This window comes from Citrobacter sp. CK185 (assembly GCF_030333565.1).
GTDB classification, from domain to species: Bacteria; Pseudomonadota; Gammaproteobacteria; order Enterobacterales; family Enterobacteriaceae; genus Citrobacter_B; species Citrobacter_B koseri.
Genome location: NZ_JAOWFR010000020.1, coordinates 34,909 through 57,130, shown reverse-complemented (window position 1 = coordinate 57,130; position 22,222 = coordinate 34,909). Strand labels below are relative to the sequence as shown.

Sequence of the window (22,222 nt, the reverse complement as noted above, 5' to 3'; positions counted from 1 at the left end):
ATTCCTTACTTACTGATAAGACGGTCAAGGGCGACAGCCGCGATAATTAATCCGCCCATCACCACCAGCTGGTAATAGGTTTGTACCTGCAAAATATTCAGACCGTTGTTGATGGTGCCGATGATTAAGCCGCCAATCACCACCGAGAAGATGCGCCCCTTGCCGCCGAAGAAGCTGGTGCCGCCAATGATGGCGCTGGCGATGGCGTAGGTTTCAAAACCCATTCCGGCTAAGGGTTCTGCGGCGCCGAGTCGCGCAGTAGAAACCACGCCCGCCAGTCCCGCGCAAATGCCGGAGATGATAAACACCACCAGGATGTGAAACTTCACGTCAATCCCGGAATAGAACGCCGAGTTTTTGTTGCCGCCGAGCGCGTAGATGTTGCGCCCAAGCCGCATCCGAGTAGTGAGGAACCAGAGGATCACCGCGACAATCAGCGAGAAGATGACCGGTACGGGAACACCTAACACGCTGGCGGCGAAGAAGTTCACGAAGTCGAATGAGAAGCCGTATACCGAGTTGGCGTCGGAAATCACCAGCGTGATACCACGGAAAATCGCGTTAGTGCCAAGGGTGATAATGAACGGATGCAGGCCGGTCCAGTTCACCAGGCAGCCGTTAATCGCCCCCAGCGCACCGCCGACCAGCACGCCGCCAATCAGCGCCGCAAAGAACGGATCGACGCCTGCCAGCATCAGTTTGGCCGTCACCATCCCGGACAACGCCAGAATCGCCCCGACGGAGAGGTCGATACCGGCGACCAGGATGGCAAAAAATTCACCCATGCCGATCAGCACCGTTACCGAACTCTGGACAAAAATCTGGGTGATGTTGTTGGTGGTCAGAAAATATTCTGACGACAGCGAACCGAAGATGGCGACGATAATCGCCAGAATGAAGAAGGTGCCGTATTTATCCCAGAACAGCGCAAAGTTGAACGGTTTCTTCCCGTTCACGTCACCTTTTACTCTTGTGGTAATGCCCATGCCATAATCTCCTCTTCGCTCATGTCATCGCGATTGGTCAGGATTTGCGTCAGTCGTCCTTCGCAGAACACGGCGATGCGGTCGCAGACGGCGATAATTTCAGGAAGTTCAGATGACACCATCAGGATGACTTTTCCGTCGTCCGCCAGCTGGCGCATCACTTTATAAATTTCGGCTTTCGCACCGACGTCGATACCACGGGTCGGCTCGTCGAAAATGATCACCTCCGGGCTACAGCACAACCATTTGGAAATCAGCACTTTCTGCTGGTTTCCGCCGGAGAGTTCGGTGATGTTCTGGTTAACGGAATGACACTTCAGCGCCAGCAGTTCGCGCTGCGCTTCGGCGGTACGCTGCTCGTCGCCTTCGTGGAACAGGCCCATCGCCCCCTTAAAGCCGCCGCTTTTCAGGCTGCGGCCGATCGCCATGTTCTGGGCGATAGAGAAATTGGGGAAGAAGCCGTTATCCCGGCGGCTTTCGGTGATGTAAGCCATCCCTTTTTTCACCGCGTCTAATGGTGAGCGCGGGGAGATGGTTTTCCCGTTCAGACGGATCTCGCCGCTTGCGCGTTTATCGACGCCGAACAGGCAATCCATCAGCTCGGTGCGCCCGGAGCCGACCAGTCCGGCGAAGCCTAAAATTTCGCCCCGGCTGACGCTAAAGGAGATATCGCGAACCTTTTTCTTGTCGCGGCTGGTGACGTTTTTCACCTCGAATACCGTATCGCGCTCGATATTGCCGGTGCTCTCTTTCATGGCGTTAAAGCGGTTTTGCAGTTCGCGGCCAACCATCAGGCGGACGATATCGTCGTTGCTGACGTCGCTCACCATCCCGCTGCAAACGCTGCTGCCGTCTTTCATCACCGTATAGCGGTCGCAGATGCGGCGAATTTCCGCCAGCTTATGCGAGATGTAGACGATGGCGGTGCCCTCTTTGCGTAGCTGGTTCATGATCAGAAACAGGTAGTCCACCTCTTTATTGGTGAGCGAGGAGGTGGGTTCGTCCATGATGATCACTTTGGCGTTGAGCATCAGCGTCTTGGCGATTTCCAGCATTTGCTTATGGCTGATGGATAAATTCGCCACCTTTTCGTCTAAATCGACTTTTAAACCGACGCGCAGCAACATCATGGCGGCCCGTACGCGCATCTCTTTCCAGTCAATAATATTGACGCCACAGACTTTTTTCGTCAGATGACGACCAATATATAAATTCTCCAGCACGGTTAATTCATCAATCACGCTGAGTTCCTGATAAATAATGCCAATGCCGAGTTGTGCCGCTAATTTATGATCCAGCTTGTCGTAATTAACGTTATTAATCGTAATGGTGCCTTTGGTCGGTTCATGTATTCCCGACAGAACCTTCATCAACGTTGATTTACCGGCGCCATTTTCTCCTAATAATGCGTGTATTTCATAAGGATAAACCGTTAAATCAACCGATTTTAATGCGTGAACCGGACCAAAGGATTTGCCGATCCCCGCCATCGAGATATATGGCGTGACCATAATTAACCTCTTTTACACTTCATCCTTCAAGCTGCCTCTTTGTTGGCTGTCTTCGCTCACCCCAGTCACTTACTTATGTAAGCTCCTGGGGATTTACTCAGTTGCCGCCTCGATGCATCTCGAATGATTTTGTGTAAGAAAAATATTGACTAAATCAGTGCCATTGCCTGATGGCGCTACGCTTATCAGGCTTACGTTCGGGTCGGCCGGATAAGAGGCTTTCGCGTCGCCATCCGGCCTATTTACGGACTTACTTTGCGACCAGGATGGAGTCGACCAGCTTAAATTCCGGCGCTTTATCCAGCGGGATCACGTTGCCTGATTTCGCGGCATCAACCATCAGCCTGAGCCCTGTCGCGCCGATATCCGCAGGGTTCTGAGCGATGGTCGCCGTCATCTGTCCGGCCTCCACCATTTTGCGGGCTTCCGGGATACCGTCTGTACCCACTACCAGCACTTTTCCGCTTTTCCCGGCGTTAGCCACGGCCTGGGCGACGCCCATCGCCATGGTGTCGTTAGCGCAATAAATCGCTTTGATATTCGGGTTGCGTTGCAGCACGTTGGTGGCAACGTCTAACGCTTTGATTCGGTCCCAGTCTGCGGGTTGGCTGGCGACCAGCTTGATTTGGCTTGCCTTTTTGAAAGCCTCGGTTGCGCCATTGCGGCGCGCCTCGCCGGAGGCGTTACCGGCTTTACCTTCAATAATGGCGACTTCACCGCCCTCGGCGCCCAGTTTTTCAATAATGAACTCCGCGCCTTTGGCGCCTACGGCGACGTTATCGGTAGTGACAAACCCTTCGACGTTACCGCCCGCTTTTTTCAGGTTATCCATATCGATTTTTTCATCGAGATTGACCAGATAAATCCCTTTCTTCCACGCGCGGGCGACGGGCATCACCAGGTTTACTGAGGATAATGGCGCAAAGGCGATACCTTTGTAATTTTTATTGCTGAGATCTTCGAATAGCTGCAACTGAGACTGAAAGTCGCCTTCCGAAGGCGAGGCAAAAATATCGACGCTGACGCCCAGCGTTTTTGCTTCATCTTCAATACCTTTTTTCATATCCACCCAGAATGGATTGGATAATGTTTTTAATACTACGGCATATTCGGCGGCGGCAAATGCGCTGGTGGACAACATTAAGCCCATAGCCGCACCGCTGAAATATTTCAGATATTTATTCATAGCAGTATTCTCAGTGTAGGGTGTTGCTCCCGAAAATGAGAGCAACGAGCATTTTATTTCAGCGCGCCTGGTGAAAAGAAATCAACAATTGCGCCAGTTTTTTGCATATTAATGGTTGCCTGTTCGATATTCAGTTGGGCGACGGAAACAAAAAATGCATCCAGTAGAGTGAGTTGTAATATGCGTGCGGAAGCATTACGCCCTAATAAAGGTGTTTCTGGTGCTGGCGAACAAATAATATAGTCAGCCAATTTGGCGATAGGTGAATGGTAGCTATGGGTGATACAGATAATTTTGGCACCATTCTTTTTCGCCAGTTCAACCGCGGCTTTTACATCACTGGTGCGCCCGGAATGGGTCACTACCAACACGACATCGCCTTCTTTTAATAGCGATGCGGACATCATCATGATGTGCGCGTCCGGGTAAGTCTGGCAGCGCACGCCGATGCGTAAGAACTTATGCTGTACGTCTGCGCAGATGGCATTCGACCCGCCAGCGCCATACAAATCACGCTGCTTCGCCTGATAAAAGAAGCGTGCGGCGCGATGAATCTCATCCACGTTGACGATTGACTGACCTTCCATAATGGTGCGCAAGGTAATGTTGAATACCTTATTCACCACATCCTGCGGCGCTTCATCAAAGGCCAGTTCGGCAGGCAATACCTGCTCAGACTGAGAAAAATAGTCTTCCAGCGCGCTGCGTAAGTTGCGAAACCCGCTGAATCCCAGCAGTTTCGATACCTTAACAATCATGGCTTCAGATACCGCCAGCGCCTCTGCGACATCTTTAATGGCTGGCGCGCTACTGAGATTACCCGGCTTGAGTAACCACTCGACGATACGGCTCTCGTTCTCCGTCATGCCTTCCTGCTTCATGCGCAGGTAAGGCGCAAGCCCGATGCCGTTTGGAAGCCCTGAATCAAATTCTGACTGACTCATTACGTTCTCTTGTCCTTGAAATGAAGACGCCACTATATCACCACAGCAGGAACAGAAAAGATGCTGACTACTTCACAAAATAGTTAAATTTATAAAGTTTGTCATTTTGTGAATTTAATAACGTTGATAAAAATACGGAATGAAAATAAGTCAATATAAAACAATGAATTATAGTTTTGACTTGTTCAGGCGCAGCCTGTGTAAGCATCAAGGTCGGGTATTTGTCGCTCTTGCTTTGCCGAACGGAGGTGTGTAGAACAGGCCCATACAGCGTCTTTCTGTCGATTTATTGTTCTTTTAAATTCATTTAAATCACAAATATTTTTTATTCGTAAAGTTTGACCGGGGCGAGAATGAGTATGAAAAAGATAGCATTTGGCTGTGATCACGTTGGTTTTATCCTGAAACAGGATATTTTGACGCACTTAACCCAGCGCGGTATTACGGTGATTGATAAGGGAACCTGGTCGCCGGAGCGCACGGATTACCCGCATTATGCCAGCGAGGTGGCACAAGCCGTTGTCTCTGGCGAGGTTGATGGCGGTATTCTGGTGTGTGGCACCGGTGTGGGGATTTCGATAACGGCAAACAAGTTTGCCGGAGTCCGCGCCGTCGTTTGCAGCGAACCCTATTCGGCACAGCTTTCGCGCCAGCATAATGATACCAACGTGCTGGCTTTTGGCTCGCGGGTTGTTGGGCTGGAGCTGGCAAAAATGATCGTGGATGCCTGGCTGGATGCGGGGTTTGAAGGGGGGCGCCATCAAAAGCGCGTGGAGGCGATTATGGCGATAGAACAGCAGGGCAAATGAGATTTTTCATGTTCTTTCATTTGATTTGCGAGCGAGTATCAGAAAATCAACGCCCCTGAAGGGTTTAGGAATTCATCAAGAGCGAAGGCAAAACCGGTGATGCTAATCTGCGCAAATACTGCCTGATTAGGATATAAAGGGAATTATGCCGGTACTGACAAGAGGTGACTCACAGATGATTGTGATGCCGACAACTTACAGCCCAATGACCGTCGCCCGCGCTTTTAATGTCGTGGAAGAATTTGCGCTTTCAGGGCGCGTTTTGCATGTTATTTATGATAGACAGACTCCGCGAGCAGCGATTATTGAAGCGGATGTTGAGATGTTTGAAGGCGTGCCTCGCCATCGCGTTATTGCTGCGCTTGATTTGCAGTATAAATCCGCTTTAGGCAGAGATATCGTTGCCGTAGAACGATGCTGGGAAGATACACATGTTCTTCAGGCTGAAGGGGTATGTGTTGATCCGGCTGAGCGTGATAAGGGATTAGCCACGCGTTTGTACGAAGCGCTGATCCTGAAGTGTGGCATCACCTTGATCAGTGATTTTGAACAGTATGACGGTGGAAAGATGCTCTGGCAGAAGATCGCTCGCGAGTCCGATCAGATCGCGGTTTTCGTATTAGATACGGAACTGGGCGCATTCTGGCCATATGACGGTACAAAGGTAATTTATGATGGCGGTTGTATCCCTGAGGAGCGTATCTGGAGCATCTCGCCGGATCAAAAATGTCATGGCGTTGTTTTGGTTGCAGAGGACAAACAGCGCGCAAACCAGCTAATGGAAACGACCGCGCCTTACCGGGTTTGAGATTCCTCCGCTACACGTCGAACAGGCCATTCGCTACCGTGAGGGGAAGATCTCTGCGAGGCTGGTTTTATGAAACGCTATTCTACGCTCATTGCTCTGGGCCTGTTGTCGCTGACGACGCTTCCTGCGCACGCCGATATTGTTGATGACACCATCGGTAATATTCAGCAGGCGATCAATGACGCGTATAAATCTGACAACGGGCGGGATTATGAGGATGACCGCCGTGATGAAGAGTGGCAGCGCCAGATAAGCGACGATCGTCGCAGACAATATGATGACAGACGCCGTCAGTTTGAAGATCGGCGTCGCCAGTTGGACGATCGCCAACGCCAGCTCGATCAAGAACGTCGTCAACTGGAAGATGAAGAGCGCAGAATGGAAGACGAGTACGATCGTTAACCGCGCGACAATCGTAGGCCGGATAAGGCGCAATGCGCCGCCATCCGGCGTAAGGCTACTCCAGCACAATCTCCATTCCGTCATATCCGGCTTCAATGCCGCCCGGCAGGGGGTTATCCATCAGCCATACGTCGAACGAGTGGCTGATGTGGGTGAGGATGACCCGTGGGCAGTGAATCACCTCATTGAGCGCGATAACCGTGTTTACATCGCAGTGATTACGTGGCGCTTCCGCGCGTGGCGCGTGACTACAGTCGATGACGATCGTTTGCGGCTGGTTATTCAGCAGAAATTTTACTGTCTTATCCGGCAGCGCTGCGGTGTCCGACAGCCACGCGACGCGGCTGTGCGCAGATTCCAGCAGATAGCCAAACGTCAGTTTTGAATGGTTAAGCGGCAGCGGCGTTACCTGTAATCCCTGGAGATCGAAGACCACAAACGGTTCGACGGTGTGGCTGAAATCAAGGATGCCTGGATGTTTAAACAGATCGTCGCAGCCCTGTTCATCCGGCGGACCATAAACTGGAATCGCGGCGCCCACGCCCCAGCGCAGGGGGAACAGCCCCTGAACATGATCCATATGATAATGCGTGAGCAGAAACTGCTGAAAAGATCCGGCGGGCCAGCGATCGGTAAGATCGTGCAGGCCCGCATCAAGCAGCGTTACCGCGTCATTGAATTTGACGACGCCGCTACAGGGGCGGCGGCGATACTGCTCCTGTAAGCGTGCCCGACGGCAGGCGAGACAATCGCAGCCGTATGCTGGCACGCCCTGTGCGCCGCCGGTTCCTGTTAGCGTAATCGTCAGGCTCATTAGTCACCTCAAAGCGCTTTGGTAAAACGAAAATGGCTTTGCGCATACCCCTCGCGCAGATAAAACCGGTGCGCATCATGGCGTTTCACGCTGGTGGACAGCTCCGTCATCTCCGCGCCGGCCTGGCGGGCCTCTTCTTCCGCCCATGCCAGCAACCGGCTGCCGACTTTCAGACCCCGCGCCTGCGGCATCACCACCAGTTCCTGGATCTCCCCGATCCAGTTAGCGTGATGCAGGTGGTACTGCATATGCAGACCGATCATCCCGACAACCTGCCCGTCGCGCAGCGCCAGCTGGTAGCGTATCGTGCGATCCTGCAAATTTGAGGCAAATCCGGCGCGAAAGGCCTGGCGATCGAACTCCGCTTGTTTCAGTTCGCAGATCAGTTGATACACCGCGTCGGTATCGTCCGGCGTGGCCCGGCGTAGTTCACAGACAGGCATGGCTTTTCTCCTGGCGGCCCATTAGCGTTAACAAGGTATCGACTGACTGTAGCAAACTTCCGTCATTATTGAGGATATGACAGTTAAAAGGGGCGTAACGGGCCGCGCGCGCCAGGCGAGCGGCAATCTCGGTTTCGCTTTCACGCCCGCGCGCCTGTAGACGCTGGCGCAAAATATCGGGAGAGACCTGTAAACAGATGGGCAGCAGCGCTTTGCCGTAGCGGGCCTGCGCCTGCGGCAGATGGGCGCGTGAGCCGTTAACCACCACGTCAAAACCGGCGTGCAGCCACAGATCGATCTCCACGCCAACGCCGTAGTACAGGCCATTAGCGTGCCAGCTCAGCGCCAGTAAATTTTGCCCTGCCCGAGTGAAAAACTCCTGCTCGCTCAGCGCAATATGGTTCTCGTTGCCCGCGTTAGCCGCACGCGTGATATAGCGGTGCGCAACCAGCAACTGCGTATGTTCCCGCTGGCGGAGCGCCGCCAGCAAACTGTCCTTACCGGAGCCGGACGGCCCCATCAGCCAGATCAGTTTTCCCATAGTCAGAACACCCTTTTACCCTGACGCCAGACGTGGTCGATATGAATGTGATCGCCTTTACGGTGCGCCAGCACCAGATCGGCGCGCCTGCCTTCGGCGATGATGCCGCGATCGTCGAGATTCAGCGCGCGCGCCGGGTTGCGTGTCACCAGGCGCATTGCCTGCGGCAGCGTAAATGTGTTGGCTTCGTCGTTCGCCACGCGGAATGCCGCGTCGAGCAGGCTGGCGGGGTAATAGTCGGAGGAGAGGATATCCAGCAACCCCAGTTCTGCCAGCTTATGCGCCGCCACGTTGCCGGAGTGCGAACCGCCGCGCACGATGTTGGGCGCGCCCATCAGTACGTTCATCCCATGCTTGCGTGACGCCTCTGCCGCCTCGAACGTGGTGGGAAATTCGGCGATCACGCTGCCAAGCTGGTGCGATTCCAGCACATGATCGGGTGTTGCGTCATCGTGGCTCGCCAGCGCGAGATGACGTTCGCGGCACATCTGCGCGATGGCGGCGCGGTTCGGCTGCGACCAGCGCGCCGCAAGCTGAAGCTGTTCCTCTTCGTAGTGGGCCATCTGCTCATCATTGAGTGAATATTTGCCCTGATAGTATTCACGGTACTTCTCGCGGTTAGCGAACTGGCGCTGACCCGGCGAGTGATCCATCAGCGAGACCAGCGTTACCGGCTCGCGATCCACCAGCTTTTCGAACAGCGGCAGGGTGGTGTGATGGGGCAATTCACAGCGCAGATGCAGACGGTGTTCGGCGCGGTTAACACCGCGTTTCTGCGTCTCTTCGACGGCATTGATCATCTTTTCCAGATTTTCCAGGCGATCGCCGCCGTCGCGGACATCGCCAATCGCAACGGCATCCAGCACGGTGGTGATACCGCTGGCGACCATCAGCGCGTCGTGGCTGCTCATGGCGGAATGAGCGGGCCAGTCCACCTTCGGGCGCGGGGTGAAGAATTTGTCGAGATTATCGGTATGCAGCTCAATTAAACCCGGCAGCAGCCAGCCGCCTTCGCCATCCAGCGCCTCGGGGTGACGGCTCTGACTTTCCGCAAAGGCGCGGATAATCCCATCCTGCATTTCCAGCGATCCCTGCACCACTTCGTCTTCCAGCACCAGCTTTACGTTGTTGATAATCATGATGTGGTTCCCATCAGATGCAAACGATCCGCTACGCGATCGCGTACGGTTTGATCGTGAAAAATGCCGACAATCGCCGCGCCGCGCGCTTTGGCTTCTTCAATCAGCGCGACCACGGCGGCGCTGTTTTTGGCGTCCAGTGAGGCGGTGGGTTCATCAAGCAGCAGGATCGGGTAATCGACGATAAACCCGCGCGCGATATTCACGCGCTGCTGCTCGCCGCCGGAAAAGGTGGAGGGCGCGAGATGCCATAGCCGTTCCGGGACGTTCAGGCGCGTCAACAGGTTCGCGGCTTTCGCGGCGCACGTTTCGCGGGCGACGCCCAGATCCAGCAGCGGCTGCATCACCACATCCAGCGCGGAGATCCGGGGGATCACGCGCAGAAACTGGCTTACCCAGCCGATCGTCGAGCGACGCACTTCCAGCACCTTGCGCGCCGGGGCCTGCACCAGATCGATCCACTCATCGCTATGACGAATGTGGATGTGCCCTTCGTCCGGCAGATAGTTGGCATATAGCGAGCGCAACAGCGTCGATTTACCGCTCCCGGAGTGGCCGTGCAGCACCACGCATTCACCGTTTTGTACCTCCAGAGAGGCGTTTTGCAGCACCGGCAGGCGCACGCCATTTTGCTGGTGCAGCACAAAGGTTTTACTGACGTTTTCTACGCGAATCATTTTGGCCTCTTAATTCTGATTGCCGGATGGCGGCTTCGCCTTATCCGGCCTACAAAAAGCGCCACCCGGCAAAACAAAAAATCAGTTCTGCAATACCGACGACACCAGCAACTGGGTATACGGATGATGCGGATCGTCGAGCACGCGGTCGGTTAATCCACTTTCCACCACCTGACCCTGCTTCATCACCAGCAGACGGTCTGCTAACAGGCGCGCCACGCCCAAATCGTGGGTGACAATCACCACAGCCAGATCCAGTTCCACCACCAGGCCGCGCAGCAGGTCCAGCAGCTTTGCCTGTACGGAAACGTCCAGCCCGCCGGTGGGTTCGTCCATAAACACCAGCTTCGGGTGAGTGACCAGGTTGCGGGCGATCTGCAAACGCTGCTGCATCCCGCCGGAAAAAGTGGTCGGCAGGTCGTCGATGCGCGAGGCCGGAATTTCTACTTCCTCCAGCCAGCGCTTCGCCGTGGCGCGAATTTCACCATAGTGACGCGCGCCGGTGGCCATCAGGCGTTCGCCGATATTGCCGCCCGCCGAGACCTGGCGGCGCAGTCCGTCCATCGGATGCTGATGCACCACGCCCCATTCCGTGCGCAGCAGGCGGCGGCGGTCGGCTTCGCTCATGCCGTACAGTGAACGGTTCTGGTACAAAATGTCGCCGGACTGCGGCGTCAGGCGTGAGGAGATCGATTTCAGCAGGGTGGTTTTGCCGGAACCGGACTCCCCGACAATGCCCAGCACTTCACCAGGCCACAGGTCAAAAGAAACATCGCTGAAGCCTTTGCCCGGCGCGTAGAGATGGGTCAGGTTATTGACTGAAAGCAGCGGTTGCGTCATTTGCTGAGTGCCTCGCTCTGTTGGCGGCAATAATCGGTGTCGGAGCAGACAAACATCCGTTTGCCGGTGTCATCCAGCACCACTTCGTCGAGATAGCTGTGCGTTGAACCGCAGATGGCGCAGGGCTCATCCCAGGTTTGTACGGTGAACGGGTGATCGTCGAAATCGAGGCTTTCCACGCGGGTCCAGGGCGGCACGGCATAGATGCGTTTTTCGCGCCCCGCGCCGAACAGTTGTAGCGCGGGCATCATATTCATCTTCGGGTTGTCGAATTTCGGGATCGGCGACGGGTCCATGACGTAGCGGTCATTGACCTTCACCGGGTAGGCGTAGGTGGTGGCGATATGGCCGAAGCGGGCGATATCTTCGTACAGCTTCACCTGCATGACGCCGTACTCTTCCAGCGCGTGCATGGTGCGGGTTTCGGTTTCGCGCGGTTCGATAAAACGCAGAGGTTCAGGGATCGGCACCTGGAAGATAATGATCTGATCTTCGGTCAGCGGCGTTTCCGGGATCCGGTGACGGGTCTGGATCAGCGTCGCGTCTTCGGTGCGTTCGGTGGTGTTCACGCCGGTTACGCGCTTAAAGAAGTTGCGGATCGACACGGCGTTGGTGGTGTCATCCGCCCCCTGGTCGATCACTTTCAGAATGTCCGGCTCGCCAATCACGCTGGCGGTAAGCTGAATGCCGCCCGTTCCCCAGCCGTAGGGCATCGGCATTTCACGCCCGCCGAACGGCACCTGATAACCGGGGATCGCCACCGCTTTTAAAATAGCGCGGCGGATCATGCGCTTGGTTTGCTCGTCGAGATAAGCAAAGTTGTAGCCGGAGAGGTTAGTCGTCACGGGCGGCCTCCTGTTGCAGGCGTTTGAGCAGTTCCAGTTCAGCCTGGAAATCGACGTAGTGGGGGAGTTTGAGGTGCGAAACAAAACCCGCCGCCTCGACGTTATCCGCATGCGCCAGCACGAACTCTTCGTCCTGCGCCGGTCCCGTGACCGTTTCATCGTATTCGGGTGCCTGTAGGGCTCTTTCCACCAGCGCCATCGCCATTGCTTTACGTTCGCTCATGCCGAACACCAGTCCGTAGCCGCGGGTAAAGTGCGGGGCGTCGTTTTCCGGTGCGACAAAGCCGTTGACCATTTCGCATTCCGTCATCAGCAGTTCGCCGACGTTCACGGCAAATCCCAGCTCCTCCGGCACCGTTTCCAGCCCGACGTAGCCGCTGCGGATCTCACCGGCAAACGGGTGGTTGCGCCCGTAGCCGCGTTGCGTGGAATACGCCAGCGCCAGCAGATACCCTTCGTCGCCGCGCATCAGCTGTTGCAGGCGTGAGGAGCGCGAACAAGGGTAAACTGGCGGCGTGCGGGTGATGTCATCCGGCACGGCGCCGCTGTCTTCTTCACGCTTCGCCAGCCCCTGGTTCGCCAGCAGAGAAAAAACGTGCGGCGCGGCGTCCTGCATGGCGTCAGCGGTACGCAGCGGCGGCGTTTCGCCGTTCGCCAGCAGGGTAAAATCGAGTAGGCGATGGGTGTAATCGTAGGTCGGCCCCAGCAGCTGCCCGCCGGGAATATCCTTGTAGACGGCGGAAATACGGCGCTCTAAACGCATCTCTGCGGTGTTCAGCGGCTCACTGACCGCCAGCTTTGCCAGCGTGGTGCGGTACGCGCGCAGCAGGAAGATGGCTTCGATGTTATCGCCGCTGGCCTGTTTTAAGGCGAGCGCGGCCAGTTCGCGGTCGGCGATGCCTCCTTCGGTCATCACGCGATCCACGGCCAGGTTCAACTGTTGCTCGATTTGCGCCACGCTCAGTTCGGCGAGGGTGTCGTCGCCCCGGCGTCGGTTTTCCTGCAACGCGTGGGCGTTGGCTATCGCCTTTTCGCCCCCTTTGACGGCTACGTACATCAGCACACCTCCACATGGGTGGTTCGCGGAATCGCCAGCAGTCGCTCGCCGCAGGTGAGGATGAGATCGACCCCCAGCGGGAACGGGTGCGGGCGCTCAGTCAGTTCATGGATGAGGCACTCCGGCAGTTGCGGGGCAATCATGCGTTCTTCGGCGATACCCGCCCCGGTCAGGCGCAGCATACGTCCGCCGCTCAGACTGGCGACCTGGACGATCAGGGTGGCGCTGGTTTCCGGCGCGACGGCGCTTCCGGCGGAAAGGGCGTTTAGCTGCTCGCTGCTGATGTGTTCATCGGCGACGGCAAAGGCGGCCTGCTGCGGCTGTTCAACCAGCGGCGCGCTGGTGTGAAAGCGCAGGTTCTGACTGGCAATGTCGTTGTTGATGGACGGCGCGAGCCATACCGGGGTGTCGCCGTCGACCAGAGTGAGCAATACGCTGGTGGTGGCCAGATTCAGCGGCTGCCAGCCGTGCTTCAGTTGATGCAGGGCGACAATCACCCCCGGCTCGCTCATCGCCTTCAGCAGGCGACGAAAACTCTGTTGCGCGTCCTGAACGGGCAGGGTAAAGGCGGTTTGTAGGGTCATGCGTTATCTCCGCGTACCAGCGTAAAGAAGTCGACCCGGCTGGCGTTTACTTCGGCGCGGCGAGCGGTAATGTGTGCGTCGCGTTCCGCCTCCAGCGGGGCAATTAAGGTTTCCATTAAGGTCTGGAAGTGAGTGTGCTCCTGCAACAGCGCGTCGATGACGGCGCACTGCTCGGCGTGGTGTTTGTTGCGCCCCAGCTGGTAGCTGTAGCCCAGCGTGCCGCTCTTAAGACGCACCACCGCACGGGTCAGCGTGGTATCTCCGGCGAAAAAGCGGTTGCCGGTGCCGCCCATGCGGGCCTGAATCTGCATCAGCCCGGTTTCCGGGGCGCGAATCAGTTCGTATTCCGGCGTGAGTTTCAGCGCCTGCATTTTCACGTTAAGCGCGTCGGCGTTGCTGTAAGCCAGCGCGCGCATCCAGCGCTGGCGTGTGGCGGTATCGAAGTGCATTCCGTCAGTGCTCCATAGTGAATTCGATCATGTCGGCGCGGGTCAGGCTGACGGAATACTCCGTCGCGTTTTCTTCGCCGTCACGGTGGTTCAGCGTGCGCACGCACAGCAGCGGCGCCATGTTGGGAATTTCCAGCACCTTGCTCTCTTTGGCCTGCGCACGGCGGGCGCTGATGCGCGTCTGGGTGCGCTGTAACGCCAGACCGCACTGCTCGCGCAGGTAGTCATGCAGCGAACCGTGGTTAAAGCCCTGCAACAGCGGCCAGAGGGCGAGGTCGGAAAAGTAATGGTCGATCAGGCACAGGGCGATGCCATTTACCCGGCGCAGGGTGCGCAGGTGGATGACGTTATCGCCCTCTTTGACGCTCAGCGCATCGGCGATGTGGCTGGATGCCGGGCGCAGCACCGCCAGCAGTTTTTCGCTGGTGGGATGACTGCCTTGTTCCAGTAGATTCTGGCTAAAGCGCGCCTGGGCATTGAGCGGGTAATCGAACGGGCGCATCAGCACCAGCACGCCGACGCCCTGGCGACGCTGCACCCAACCGCGCTCCACGAGCTGGTCGATGGCGCGGCGCAGCGTGTGGCGGTTCACCTCATAGCGGGCGGCAAGCTGATGTTCCGCCGGAAGGTAATCGCCGCAGCGGTAATGCTGGCGAAGCTCCTGCTCAAGTCTCGCGGCAATCTCCTGATAGCGCGTTGGGTAACTGGTCGGATGTGTAGACAAGTGCATAGCCATCAATGCCTCGCTAATCAGATAAAGTGCTTACGCAAACGCTGGGAGAGGAAATCCAGCAGGCTGACGGTAATGATGATTAACACCATCAGGGCGCAGGTCTGCGGGAACTGAAAGCCGCGAATCGCTTCCCACAGCGTGACGCCGATGCCGCCTGCGCCCACCATGCCGACCACCGTGGCGGAGCGGACGTTGGACTCAAAACGGTACAGCGAGTAGGAGATGAGCAGCGGCATAACCTGCGGCAGCACGCCGTAGAGGATCTCTTCAATTTTGTTGGCGCCGGTGGCGCGAATGCCTTCAACCGGGCCGGGTTCAATGGCTTCCACCGCTTCAGAAAGCAGCTTGGAGAGCACGCCGGTGGTGTGGATAAACAGCGCCATTACCCCGGCAAACGGCCCGAGACCAACGGCGACCACGAACAGCATGGCGAAAACCATTTCGTTAATCGCGCGGCAGGCGTCCATCAGGCGACGCATCGGCTGGTAAATCCACCACGGCACGAGGTTATCGGCGCACATCAGGCCGCAGGGAATTGACAGAATGACCGCCAGCGCAGTGCCCCAGACGGCGATTTGCAGAGTGACGGCCATTTCGCCCAGATAGTGCTGCCACTGGCTGAAGTCCGGCGGGAAGAAGTCGGCGGCGAAGGTCGCCATGTTGCCGGAATCCTGAATTAGCGTGAGCGGGGCCATTTCGGCGCCCTTCCACGAAACGACCAGGACGGCGAGAAGGATGGCCCAGCTCAGGAGCGAGAACCAGCTACGCTTTGGCGGGGCGACGGTGATGCTTTGCATGTTTAGCTCCGTGCGTCGTTTATTGCCGGATGGCAGCGCTTGCGCCTTATCCGGCCTACAGAACATCGTAGGCCCGGTAAGCGAAGCGCCACCGGGTATCAGGTTTACTGCACCGCTTTGGTGACGCTGGTCATCGCGCCCAGCGCGGCGGTCAGGCGGTCGAGATCGTCCAGCTGCGCTTTAATCGCGGAGGTTTTGCTGGTTTTTTCGCTCTCGTTCAGCCCTTTGTTGTCCTTCACACCCTGCATTTCTTTAAACAGCGCCAGCTGGCGAATCGGCACCAGTTGCAGGTCGCTGGAGGGGCGGAATGGCGCCCAGCCCAGGCGTTCCAGCACGGTTTTCTCTTCCGCTGTTTTGCCGTAATTCATAAAGAAGTCGTACACCTTGTCCTTGGTGGTTTCGGAGAGATTTTTACGCCAGACGATCGGATCGCCCGGGATCAGCGGCGACTTCCAGACAACCTTCAGTGCTTTCAGCTTGTCTGGCGCGGAGGTTTTCAGTTTGTCGAGGTTTTCGGTGTTATTGGTCGCGACATCCACCTGCTTGTTGGCGACGGCCAGCGCGTTGGTTTCGTGGCTGGCGTTAACGGTGCGTTTGAAGTCGCTGGCGGAGATGCCGTTTTTGGCGAAGACGTAATAACCGGGGACGAGGAAGCCAGAGGTGGAGTTCGGATCGCCATTGCCGAAGGTGAGATCTTTACGTTTGGCGATCAGATCGTCCAGGTTATTGATCGGGCTGTCTTTGTTTACGATCAGCACGCTCCAGTAGCCCGGCGATCCGTCTGCGGCGACGGTCTGGGCAAATACCTGACCGTTAGCGCGATCCACGGCTTCCATCGCCGAGAGGTTGCCGTACCAGGCGATATCCACTTTGTTGAAGCGCATTCCCTGAATGATGCCCGCATAGTCAGGCGCGAAGAAGGCGTTCACTTTGACGCCCAGTTTCTTTTCCATGTCCTTCAGGAACGGGTCCCACTGCGGCTTCAGGTTTTGCTGTGATTCGGTCGAAATAATGCCAAAGTTCAGTGCTTTTTCCTGTTCTTCCGCATGTGCCGGGCTTAACAAGGTGCTGATGCTGAACATGCTGGTGAACGCCAGCGCGGCAACGGCTTTGTAGCTCATTTCCATTCCTCATTGTGGGGATGTTAAGCAGCCTGCGCGTTCTGTTCGACGCGGTTCATGCTGCGGTAGAGATGGTCAAAACGATCGTTATCAAAGTGCTGGCTGCTGCCGTCATAGAACACATGCCCCTGACGCAGCGCCACAATGCGTTCGCAGTAGCGCAGGGCGTAATCCACCTGATGCAGCGTGACGACCACGGTGATGCCGTCGGTCTGGTTAATGTCGCGCAGGGTGTCCATCACAATGCGCGCCGACTCCGGGTCCAGCGAGGCGATCGGCTCATCGGCGAGGATCACTTTCGCCTGCTGCATCAATGCCCTGGCGATAGCAACGCGCTGCTGCTGTCCGCCGGAAAGCGTCGATACGCGCTGATGCGCGAAGTGCGCCATCCCGACGCGGGTCAGCGCCTGTAACGCGCGCTGCTTCTGCGCCTGGGTGAACCAGCTAAAACAGGTACGCCAGAACGGCGTGCTGCCGAGCGCGCCAATCAGCACGTTCTCCAGTACGGTCAGACGGTTCACGAGGTTGAACTGCTGGAAGATGTAGCCGGTGTGAGCGCGGCTTTTGCGGATGTCCCGCGCCAGTTTGCCTTCACGCTGTACCGTGCGGCCCAGCAGCTCGACATGGCAGCCCGGCGCTTTATCGCCGGTAATCAAACCGCTTAAGTGACGTAAAAGGGTGGATTTGCCGGAACCGGAAGGCCCAAGCAGAGCCACCATCTCACCGGAAGAGATGTTCAGATCAACCGCATGCAGCGCCTGATGCTGATTGAACGTTTTGGAGAGTTTCTCGACGCGAATAACCGTTTGCATGATGCGGCCTCCCTAAAAAAGTGGCCCCATCGTGGCGGATTAATGTGACGTTTTAGTTAAGGGATGGTTACTTGACGATGAAGAATTGAAGGGGCTTCGATGACAGCACGGGAGGGCGCGCCTCCCGTCGGTTTACTCTGTCGGCTGCGGCTGTTTCACCACATTGATCATCCACGGTACGCCATATTGATCGGTCACTTTCCCGAAACCGTGCGCCCAGAAGGTTTCCTGCCAGTCCATTTCGATTTGTCCCTGTGCGGCCAGGTTATCAAACCAGCGTTTCCCTTCGGCGACATCCTGCGTGTCGAGCACCAGCGTAAAGCCGGAGTAACTCGCGTTACCCGACGCGACGGCGTCGCTCATCATGATGTCGCTGCCTGCAATGCGCACGTTGGCGTGGGCGATGGAGGTATCAGGGAATTGCATGCCTGACGGGCAACCGTCTTCGCTGCCCTGCTCTGGCGGGGGCATTTCACCGAAGGTGATTTTATAGAGGAGTTCCGCGCCTAACGTTTTGTGATAGTACGCGATAGCGTCGGCACAGTGACCGGCAAAAGAGATGTAGGGACTTAACGGCATAATCGTGACCTCAGGTAAGAGAAGCCAGTTAAGTGTAGTTATCGTAGGCCCGGTAAGCGAAGCGCCACCGGGCAATAAATGCCGGATGGCGGCGTAAACGCCTTACCGGGCCTGGAAAAATCAGTTCTTTTTCACGAACTCAGATTTCAGCTTCATCGGGCCAAAGCCATCGATCTTGCAATCAATGTTGTGGTCGCCTTCAACCAGACGGATGTTCTTCACTTTGGTGCCAATTTTCAGCATGGAAGAACTGCCTTTTACTTTCAGATCTTTAACAACGGTCACGCTGTCGCCGTCTGCCAGCAGGTTGCCGTTGGCATCTTTTACGATCAGCTCGTCGCTGTCCTGCGCCGGTTCTGCGTCGTTCCATTCATGGGCGCATTCCGGGCAGATGAACATGCCGTTATCTTCGTAGGTATATTCGGAGTTGCATTGTGGGCAATGGGGTAATGACATGTCGATTTCCTCAAAAAAGTCAGCAGGGGCAAAAGCGCCCAAAAAATGGCAGATTGCCGAAAAAGGCCGCAATTATACACAAAATCCTTAACGTTGTCGGGACTACTCGCAATTTAAGGATACGACAACCTGTGGCTGAAGGTTGCCGCCAGGGTAAGAAAAATGTCATGACTATTTTTTTAAGGGAAATTGCTACGTTTTACTATTTAAGATAAGGTGAGAGGAACGACCAGACGCTTTATAAATCTTTATCCCTCTTACTTTTACACAGTAAGAGAGACAGGTGTGGTTGATAAAAATATCTCTAATATTAACAATAAGTTATTTTAATAAAATTATTTCCACACGTAATTATAAAAGCCGAAAAGCAAACAAATAAAATCATCCGGCTAAATAAAAGTAATAAAGTTTGCGTTAAGGAAAGATTTTCCATGTACACACAGACAATATATGAATTAAGCCAGGAAGCGGAAAGATTGTTGCTGCTTTCTCTGGAACATCTCCGGTTATTGCAACAACTGCCTGTGGCTTCGCTGGATGGCGTCGCTCAGGAAGATGGGGAAGGGAATGAAAATACCCGGCCTCAGTATGTTAGCGGGCGTGACGTGGAGGCTCAGCACGGCACGCTCAATAATGAGCTACGTAAAATAACGCGCCTGGAGATGGTGCTGGCGATTGTCGGGACGATGAAGGCAGGGAAGTCGACGACAATTAACGCCATTGTCGGAACCGAAGTCTTACCTAATCGTAATCGGCCGATGACGGCGTTACCGACGCTGATTCGCCATACGCCAGGGCAGAAAGAGCCGGTGCTGCATTTTTCTCACGTCGCGCCGATTGATATGCTCATGCAAACGCTGCAACAGCGTATGCAGGCGTGCGATCGCCAGCATTTGACCCAGGTGCTGGAAATCGATAAAGACATGAATGCGCTGCTCCAGCGAATTGAAAAGGGCGTGGCTTTTGAGCGTCATTACCTGGGCGCGCAGCCCATCTTCCACTGTCTGAAAAGCCTGAACGATCTGGTGCGCTTGTCAAAAGCGCTGGGGGTCGATTTTCCTTTTGCGGCGTATGCTGCGATTGAACATATTCCGGTGATTGAGGTGGAGTTTGTGCATCTGGCGGGGCTGGAGAACTATCCGGGGCAACTGACGCTACTGGATACGCCCGGCCCTAATGAAGCCGGGCAGCCGCACCTGCAAAAGATGCTTAATGAACAGCTGGCGCGCGCTTCTGCCGTACTGGCGGTGATGGATTACACCCAACTGAAATCCATTTCGGATGAAGAGGTTCGCCAGGCCATTGCGGCGGTGGGGAAATCCGTGCCGCTGTACGCGCTGGTGAATAAGTTCGATCAGAAAGACCGCAACAGCGACGATGAAGAACAGGTTCGCGCGCTGATTTCCGGCACGCTGATGAATGGCAGCATTACGCCCGGGCAAATTTTTCCGGTCTCTTCCATGTGGGGGTATCTGGCGAACCGCGCGCGTCACGAACTGCGGGTGCACGGGCGGTTGCCGGATCATCAGGAACAGCGCTGGGTGCAGGATTTTGCCGAGGCCGCGCTCGGCAGGCGCTGGCGGAGTGCCGATCTTGATGATATCGAACATATTCGTCATGCCGCCGATCTGCTGTGGGAAGATTCGCTATTTGAACAGCCCGTACAGCGACTGATTCACGCCGCTTACGCCAACGCCTCACTGTATGCGCTTCGGTCGGCGTCGCATAAGTTATTGAATTACGCACAGCGCGCGCGTGAATATCTGGATTTTCGCTATCACGGGCTGACGGTGGCGCATGACGCGTTGCAGGTCAATATTTCCCGCGTCGAAGAAGATATGCGACAGCTTCAGGTGAGCCAGGATCGCGTGAGCGATGAGGTCGGCCATGAAGTTGAACGGATGATGGAGGCGGCAAACACGTTCCTGAGCCAGCAGCAGGCCGATATTTTGCACCGCATCGCGCCGCTTTTTCGCGAAGAGAGCGTAGTGGCGTGGCTGCCGCGCGATCCCCTTTCCCCTGAGCAGGAGGCGGTGGTCGAGGGCGAAACGCTGGTGCTGCATAACGAAAGGCAGGCGCAGGTCGTTTTAAGCAAAATGCGTGCGTCATGCGAAGCGGTATTACTGGCGGCGCAGGAGAACATTAGCCGCGATCTGGCGCTGCGCTTCGAACAGCTCGAATCGACGCTAAGCCGGGTGTTAAATGACGCGATGCGGCCAATTGAAGCGCGGGTAAAAGACGATCTGAGCCAGGCGGGGTTCCGGGCGCGAATCAGCTTCCCGACGTTTCATGCCAGTATGTTTAACTTCAATACTCAACCGTTGTTTAGCGAGGCGGTCGCTCAGGAGAACCCGCCGGAAGGCGCCACGCCTCGCGCGGGCGGCGTGCGCGACACCTTTGCGCGCTGGCTGAATCAACCGAACTGGGGATGGAATGATTATGTGGAAGCCAGGACACGCTATGTCATTGATATAACGGCATTGCATAACACTCTGATCCAGCATGTCAGCCATTTCTTCCAACAAATTCATAAAGCTTTAGATGCCCAGGTCGATGTTTCTGTTACGGCAGGTATGGCGACCTTTTTTGCCGATTTTTCGTTGTGTCTGTCGGGATTGCAGGAGAGCTTGCGCGAGAGTCTGGTGACGCGCCAGCAACATGAATCGGTTGTGAACAGACTGAGCCAACAGTTACAGCACAGTATCTCCGCCACCCGGTGGATTCATGAAGATTCCCGCCTGTTACGTGATGATATCCAGACCCTTTTTGCAGCCGAGCACTCATGACGAACGTGTTACTGGAAGGCCCGGGACGGATGCTGGAATGCATCCACCCGAAGTTTATGGTCGATCTGGTTCAGGGAGAAGAGCCGAAGCGACCTGGCGGCAACCTGCAACAGCAGCAGCGTTTTCGCGAACGCCTGACGCAAGAAATTCTGAGCCAGACGCAGCTTCGCGCCTGGGTCATGGCGGGCGTATTCAATGAGCATCTGATGATGCGTCTTAAGCTGGTGGAAAAACTGGCGGGGATGCTCGATCCCGGCCATCTGGCGCTGACGCGCATTTCCCGGCAATTGACCCTTCTGCAACAGACGGAAAGCCCCAGAGGGCAAGCTATTCCTGGCATCACGCAGCAGTTAGCGGCGCTGAGCGACGGGTTTGCCCGGCGCAGCGAACATAAAGAGAAGGCGCTGACCCGGCGTGGATTGACGGTGCAGGCGGGCGAACACAGCGAGCAGATTTTTACCCGCTGGCGCGCCGGAGCCTATGACGGCTGGTCATTGCCGGGGCGCTGTTTTGTCGCGCTGGAGGAGCTGCGCTGGGGGCCGTTTGGCGATGCCTGTCGGTTGGGCAATATGGAAGTGGTCGCGATGCTGAAAGATAATTTGCGCGCGATGGCTACCGATTATCTGGCGCACAGTATTCACGCCGCGCCCACCACGCGTCATTATTACCATCAGTGGCTTCATTCGCCCGCCGTGGCCGGCGCGGGGGAGCACAATGACATGTTGAGCTGGATTGGCGACTGGTGCGATCCCGATAAACATCCGGTGTGCTGGTCAGTGACCCAGCGCTGGCAGACGGTGGCGTTGGGGATGCCAAGGCTGTGTTCGGCACAGCGCCTGGTGGATGCGATGATTGAGGAGATTTTTGCGCCGTCCCCTCTCGTGGGCTGAGAGGGGACGTATG

Annotated in this window: 25 protein-coding genes; 5 read left to right on the top strand and 20 right to left on the bottom strand. The window is 56.1% G+C overall.

Annotation, left to right across the window (positions count from 1 at the left end; all coding sequences use genetic code 11):
- Positions 1-5: 5 nt before the first annotated feature.
- The 4 genes from alsC to OGV79_RS04705 form a co-directional block, all read right to left on the bottom strand.
- Complete coding sequence (gene alsC, locus OGV79_RS04720; protein ID WP_012134559.1) at positions 6-986, bottom strand: D-allose ABC transporter permease; 981 nt, start codon at positions 984-986, stop codon at positions 6-8.
- Positions 965-2,497 (bottom strand): D-allose ABC transporter ATP-binding protein AlsA, encoded by a 1,533-nt coding sequence (alsA, locus tag OGV79_RS04715; protein WP_112001345.1) that lies wholly within the window; start codon positions 2,495-2,497, stop codon positions 965-967. The genes alsC and alsA overlap by 22 nt, the downstream gene beginning before the upstream one ends.
- Before the next feature lie 250 nt (positions 2,498-2,747).
- Positions 2,748-3,683, bottom strand: coding sequence for a D-allose transporter substrate-binding protein (alsB, locus tag OGV79_RS04710; protein ID WP_012134557.1), 936 nt, complete (start codon positions 3,681-3,683; stop codon positions 2,748-2,750).
- A 53-nt stretch (positions 3,684-3,736) separates the two neighbouring features.
- A complete protein-coding gene (locus OGV79_RS04705) occupies positions 3,737-4,627 on the bottom strand; it encodes a MurR/RpiR family transcriptional regulator (protein WP_012134556.1) in 891 nt (296 codons plus the stop codon).
- 359 nt (positions 4,628-4,986) lie between these two features.
- Here OGV79_RS04705 and rpiB point away from each other — a divergent pair, with 359 nt between their 5' ends.
- From rpiB to yjdP, 3 genes are all read left to right on the top strand, one after another.
- Positions 4,987-5,436 carry a bifunctional allose-6-phosphate isomerase/ribose-5-phosphate isomerase RpiB gene (gene rpiB / locus OGV79_RS04700; protein WP_024130821.1) on the top strand — a complete coding sequence of 150 codons (450 nt, stop codon included), beginning with the start codon at positions 4,987-4,989 and terminating at the stop codon, positions 5,434-5,436.
- A gap of 175 nt (positions 5,437-5,611) precedes the next feature.
- A complete protein-coding gene (locus OGV79_RS04695; RefSeq protein WP_048902409.1) occupies positions 5,612-6,244 on the top strand; it encodes an N-acetyltransferase in 633 nt (210 codons plus the stop codon).
- Positions 6,245-6,313: 69 nt separating this feature from the next.
- Positions 6,314-6,646 carry a DDRRRQL repeat protein YjdP gene (gene yjdP, locus OGV79_RS04690; RefSeq protein ID WP_286467881.1) on the top strand — a complete coding sequence of 111 codons (333 nt, stop codon included), beginning with the start codon at positions 6,314-6,316 and terminating at the stop codon, positions 6,644-6,646.
- Between the two features lie 55 nt (positions 6,647-6,701).
- On the opposite strand, the gene phnP is transcribed toward yjdP, so the two are convergent.
- The 16 genes from phnP to OGV79_RS04610 all read right to left on the bottom strand — a co-directional run bounded on the left by phnP (position 6,702) and on the right by OGV79_RS04610 (position 18,533).
- On the bottom strand, positions 6,702-7,460 hold the full coding sequence (phnP, locus tag OGV79_RS04685) for a phosphonate metabolism protein PhnP (RefSeq protein ID WP_049011829.1): 759 nt from the start codon (positions 7,458-7,460) through the stop codon (positions 6,702-6,704).
- Between the two features lie 8 nt (positions 7,461-7,468).
- Complete coding sequence (phnO, locus tag OGV79_RS04680) at positions 7,469-7,903, bottom strand: aminoalkylphosphonate N-acetyltransferase (RefSeq protein ID WP_012134549.1); 435 nt, start codon at positions 7,901-7,903, stop codon at positions 7,469-7,471.
- Complete coding sequence (gene phnN / locus OGV79_RS04675; protein WP_012134548.1) at positions 7,890-8,444, bottom strand: ribose 1,5-bisphosphokinase; 555 nt, start codon at positions 8,442-8,444, stop codon at positions 7,890-7,892. The genes phnO and phnN overlap by 14 nt, the downstream gene beginning before the upstream one ends.
- Before the next feature lie 2 nt (positions 8,445-8,446).
- Positions 8,447-9,583, bottom strand: coding sequence for an alpha-D-ribose 1-methylphosphonate 5-triphosphate diphosphatase (gene phnM, locus OGV79_RS04670; RefSeq protein ID WP_248623025.1), 1,137 nt, complete (start codon positions 9,581-9,583; stop codon positions 8,447-8,449).
- Positions 9,580-10,260 carry a phosphonate C-P lyase system protein PhnL gene (gene phnL, locus OGV79_RS04665; protein ID WP_047459594.1) on the bottom strand — a complete coding sequence of 227 codons (681 nt, stop codon included), beginning with the start codon at positions 10,258-10,260 and terminating at the stop codon, positions 9,580-9,582. The genes phnM and phnL overlap by 4 nt, the downstream gene beginning before the upstream one ends.
- 81 nt (positions 10,261-10,341) lie before the next feature.
- A complete protein-coding gene (gene phnK, locus OGV79_RS04660; RefSeq protein ID WP_047459591.1) occupies positions 10,342-11,100 on the bottom strand; it encodes a phosphonate C-P lyase system protein PhnK in 759 nt (252 codons plus the stop codon).
- On the bottom strand, positions 11,097-11,888 hold the full coding sequence (phnJ, locus tag OGV79_RS04655) for an alpha-D-ribose 1-methylphosphonate 5-phosphate C-P-lyase PhnJ (protein ID WP_174234025.1): 792 nt from the start codon (positions 11,886-11,888) through the stop codon (positions 11,097-11,099). The genes phnK and phnJ overlap by 4 nt, the downstream gene beginning before the upstream one ends.
- Positions 11,889-11,934: 46 nt before the next feature.
- Positions 11,935-13,002: a carbon-phosphorus lyase complex subunit gene (locus OGV79_RS04650; protein WP_012134543.1), complete on the bottom strand. Its 1,068-nt coding sequence runs from the start codon at positions 13,000-13,002 to the stop codon at positions 11,935-11,937.
- Positions 13,002-13,586, bottom strand: coding sequence for a phosphonate C-P lyase system protein PhnH (gene phnH, locus OGV79_RS04645; RefSeq protein WP_058668431.1), 585 nt, complete (start codon positions 13,584-13,586; stop codon positions 13,002-13,004). The genes OGV79_RS04650 and phnH overlap by 1 nt, the downstream gene beginning before the upstream one ends.
- Positions 13,583-14,035 carry a phosphonate C-P lyase system protein PhnG gene (gene phnG, locus OGV79_RS04640; protein WP_286467868.1) on the bottom strand — a complete coding sequence of 151 codons (453 nt, stop codon included), beginning with the start codon at positions 14,033-14,035 and terminating at the stop codon, positions 13,583-13,585. The genes phnH and phnG overlap by 4 nt, the downstream gene beginning before the upstream one ends.
- A gap of 4 nt (positions 14,036-14,039) precedes the next feature.
- Positions 14,040-14,765 (bottom strand): phosphonate metabolism transcriptional regulator PhnF, encoded by a 726-nt coding sequence (gene phnF / locus OGV79_RS04635; protein ID WP_024130818.1) that lies wholly within the window; start codon positions 14,763-14,765, stop codon positions 14,040-14,042.
- A 20-nt stretch (positions 14,766-14,785) separates the two neighbouring features.
- Positions 14,786-15,565, bottom strand: a complete 780-nt coding sequence (gene phnE / locus OGV79_RS04630; RefSeq protein WP_012134539.1) for a phosphonate ABC transporter, permease protein PhnE — start codon at positions 15,563-15,565, stop codon at positions 14,786-14,788.
- A 104-nt stretch (positions 15,566-15,669) separates the two neighbouring features.
- Positions 15,670-16,686 (bottom strand): phosphonate ABC transporter substrate-binding protein, encoded by a 1,017-nt coding sequence (phnD, locus tag OGV79_RS04625; RefSeq protein WP_024130817.1) that lies wholly within the window; start codon positions 16,684-16,686, stop codon positions 15,670-15,672.
- Between the two features lie 23 nt (positions 16,687-16,709).
- Positions 16,710-17,498, bottom strand: a complete 789-nt coding sequence (gene phnC / locus OGV79_RS04620; protein WP_012134537.1) for a phosphonate ABC transporter ATP-binding protein — start codon at positions 17,496-17,498, stop codon at positions 16,710-16,712.
- Between the two features lie 132 nt (positions 17,499-17,630).
- Positions 17,631-18,077, bottom strand: coding sequence for a VOC family metalloprotein YjdN (yjdN, locus tag OGV79_RS04615; protein ID WP_047459584.1), 447 nt, complete (start codon positions 18,075-18,077; stop codon positions 17,631-17,633).
- A 120-nt stretch (positions 18,078-18,197) separates the two neighbouring features.
- Positions 18,198-18,533 (bottom strand): zinc ribbon domain-containing protein YjdM, encoded by a 336-nt coding sequence (locus tag OGV79_RS04610; RefSeq protein WP_003031835.1) that lies wholly within the window; start codon positions 18,531-18,533, stop codon positions 18,198-18,200.
- A 431-nt stretch (positions 18,534-18,964) separates the two neighbouring features.
- On the opposite strand from OGV79_RS04610, the gene crfC reads away from it, so the two are divergent.
- Positions 18,965-21,319, top strand: coding sequence for a clamp-binding protein CrfC (gene crfC / locus OGV79_RS04605; RefSeq protein WP_286467861.1), 2,355 nt, complete (start codon positions 18,965-18,967; stop codon positions 21,317-21,319).
- Entirely contained in the window at positions 21,316-22,209 is an 894-nt protein-coding gene (locus OGV79_RS04600) for a diguanylate cyclase regulator RdcB family protein (protein ID WP_012134530.1), read from the top strand. Before crfC ends, OGV79_RS04600 begins: the two co-directional genes overlap by 4 nt.
- Positions 22,210-22,222 lie beyond the last annotated feature (13 nt).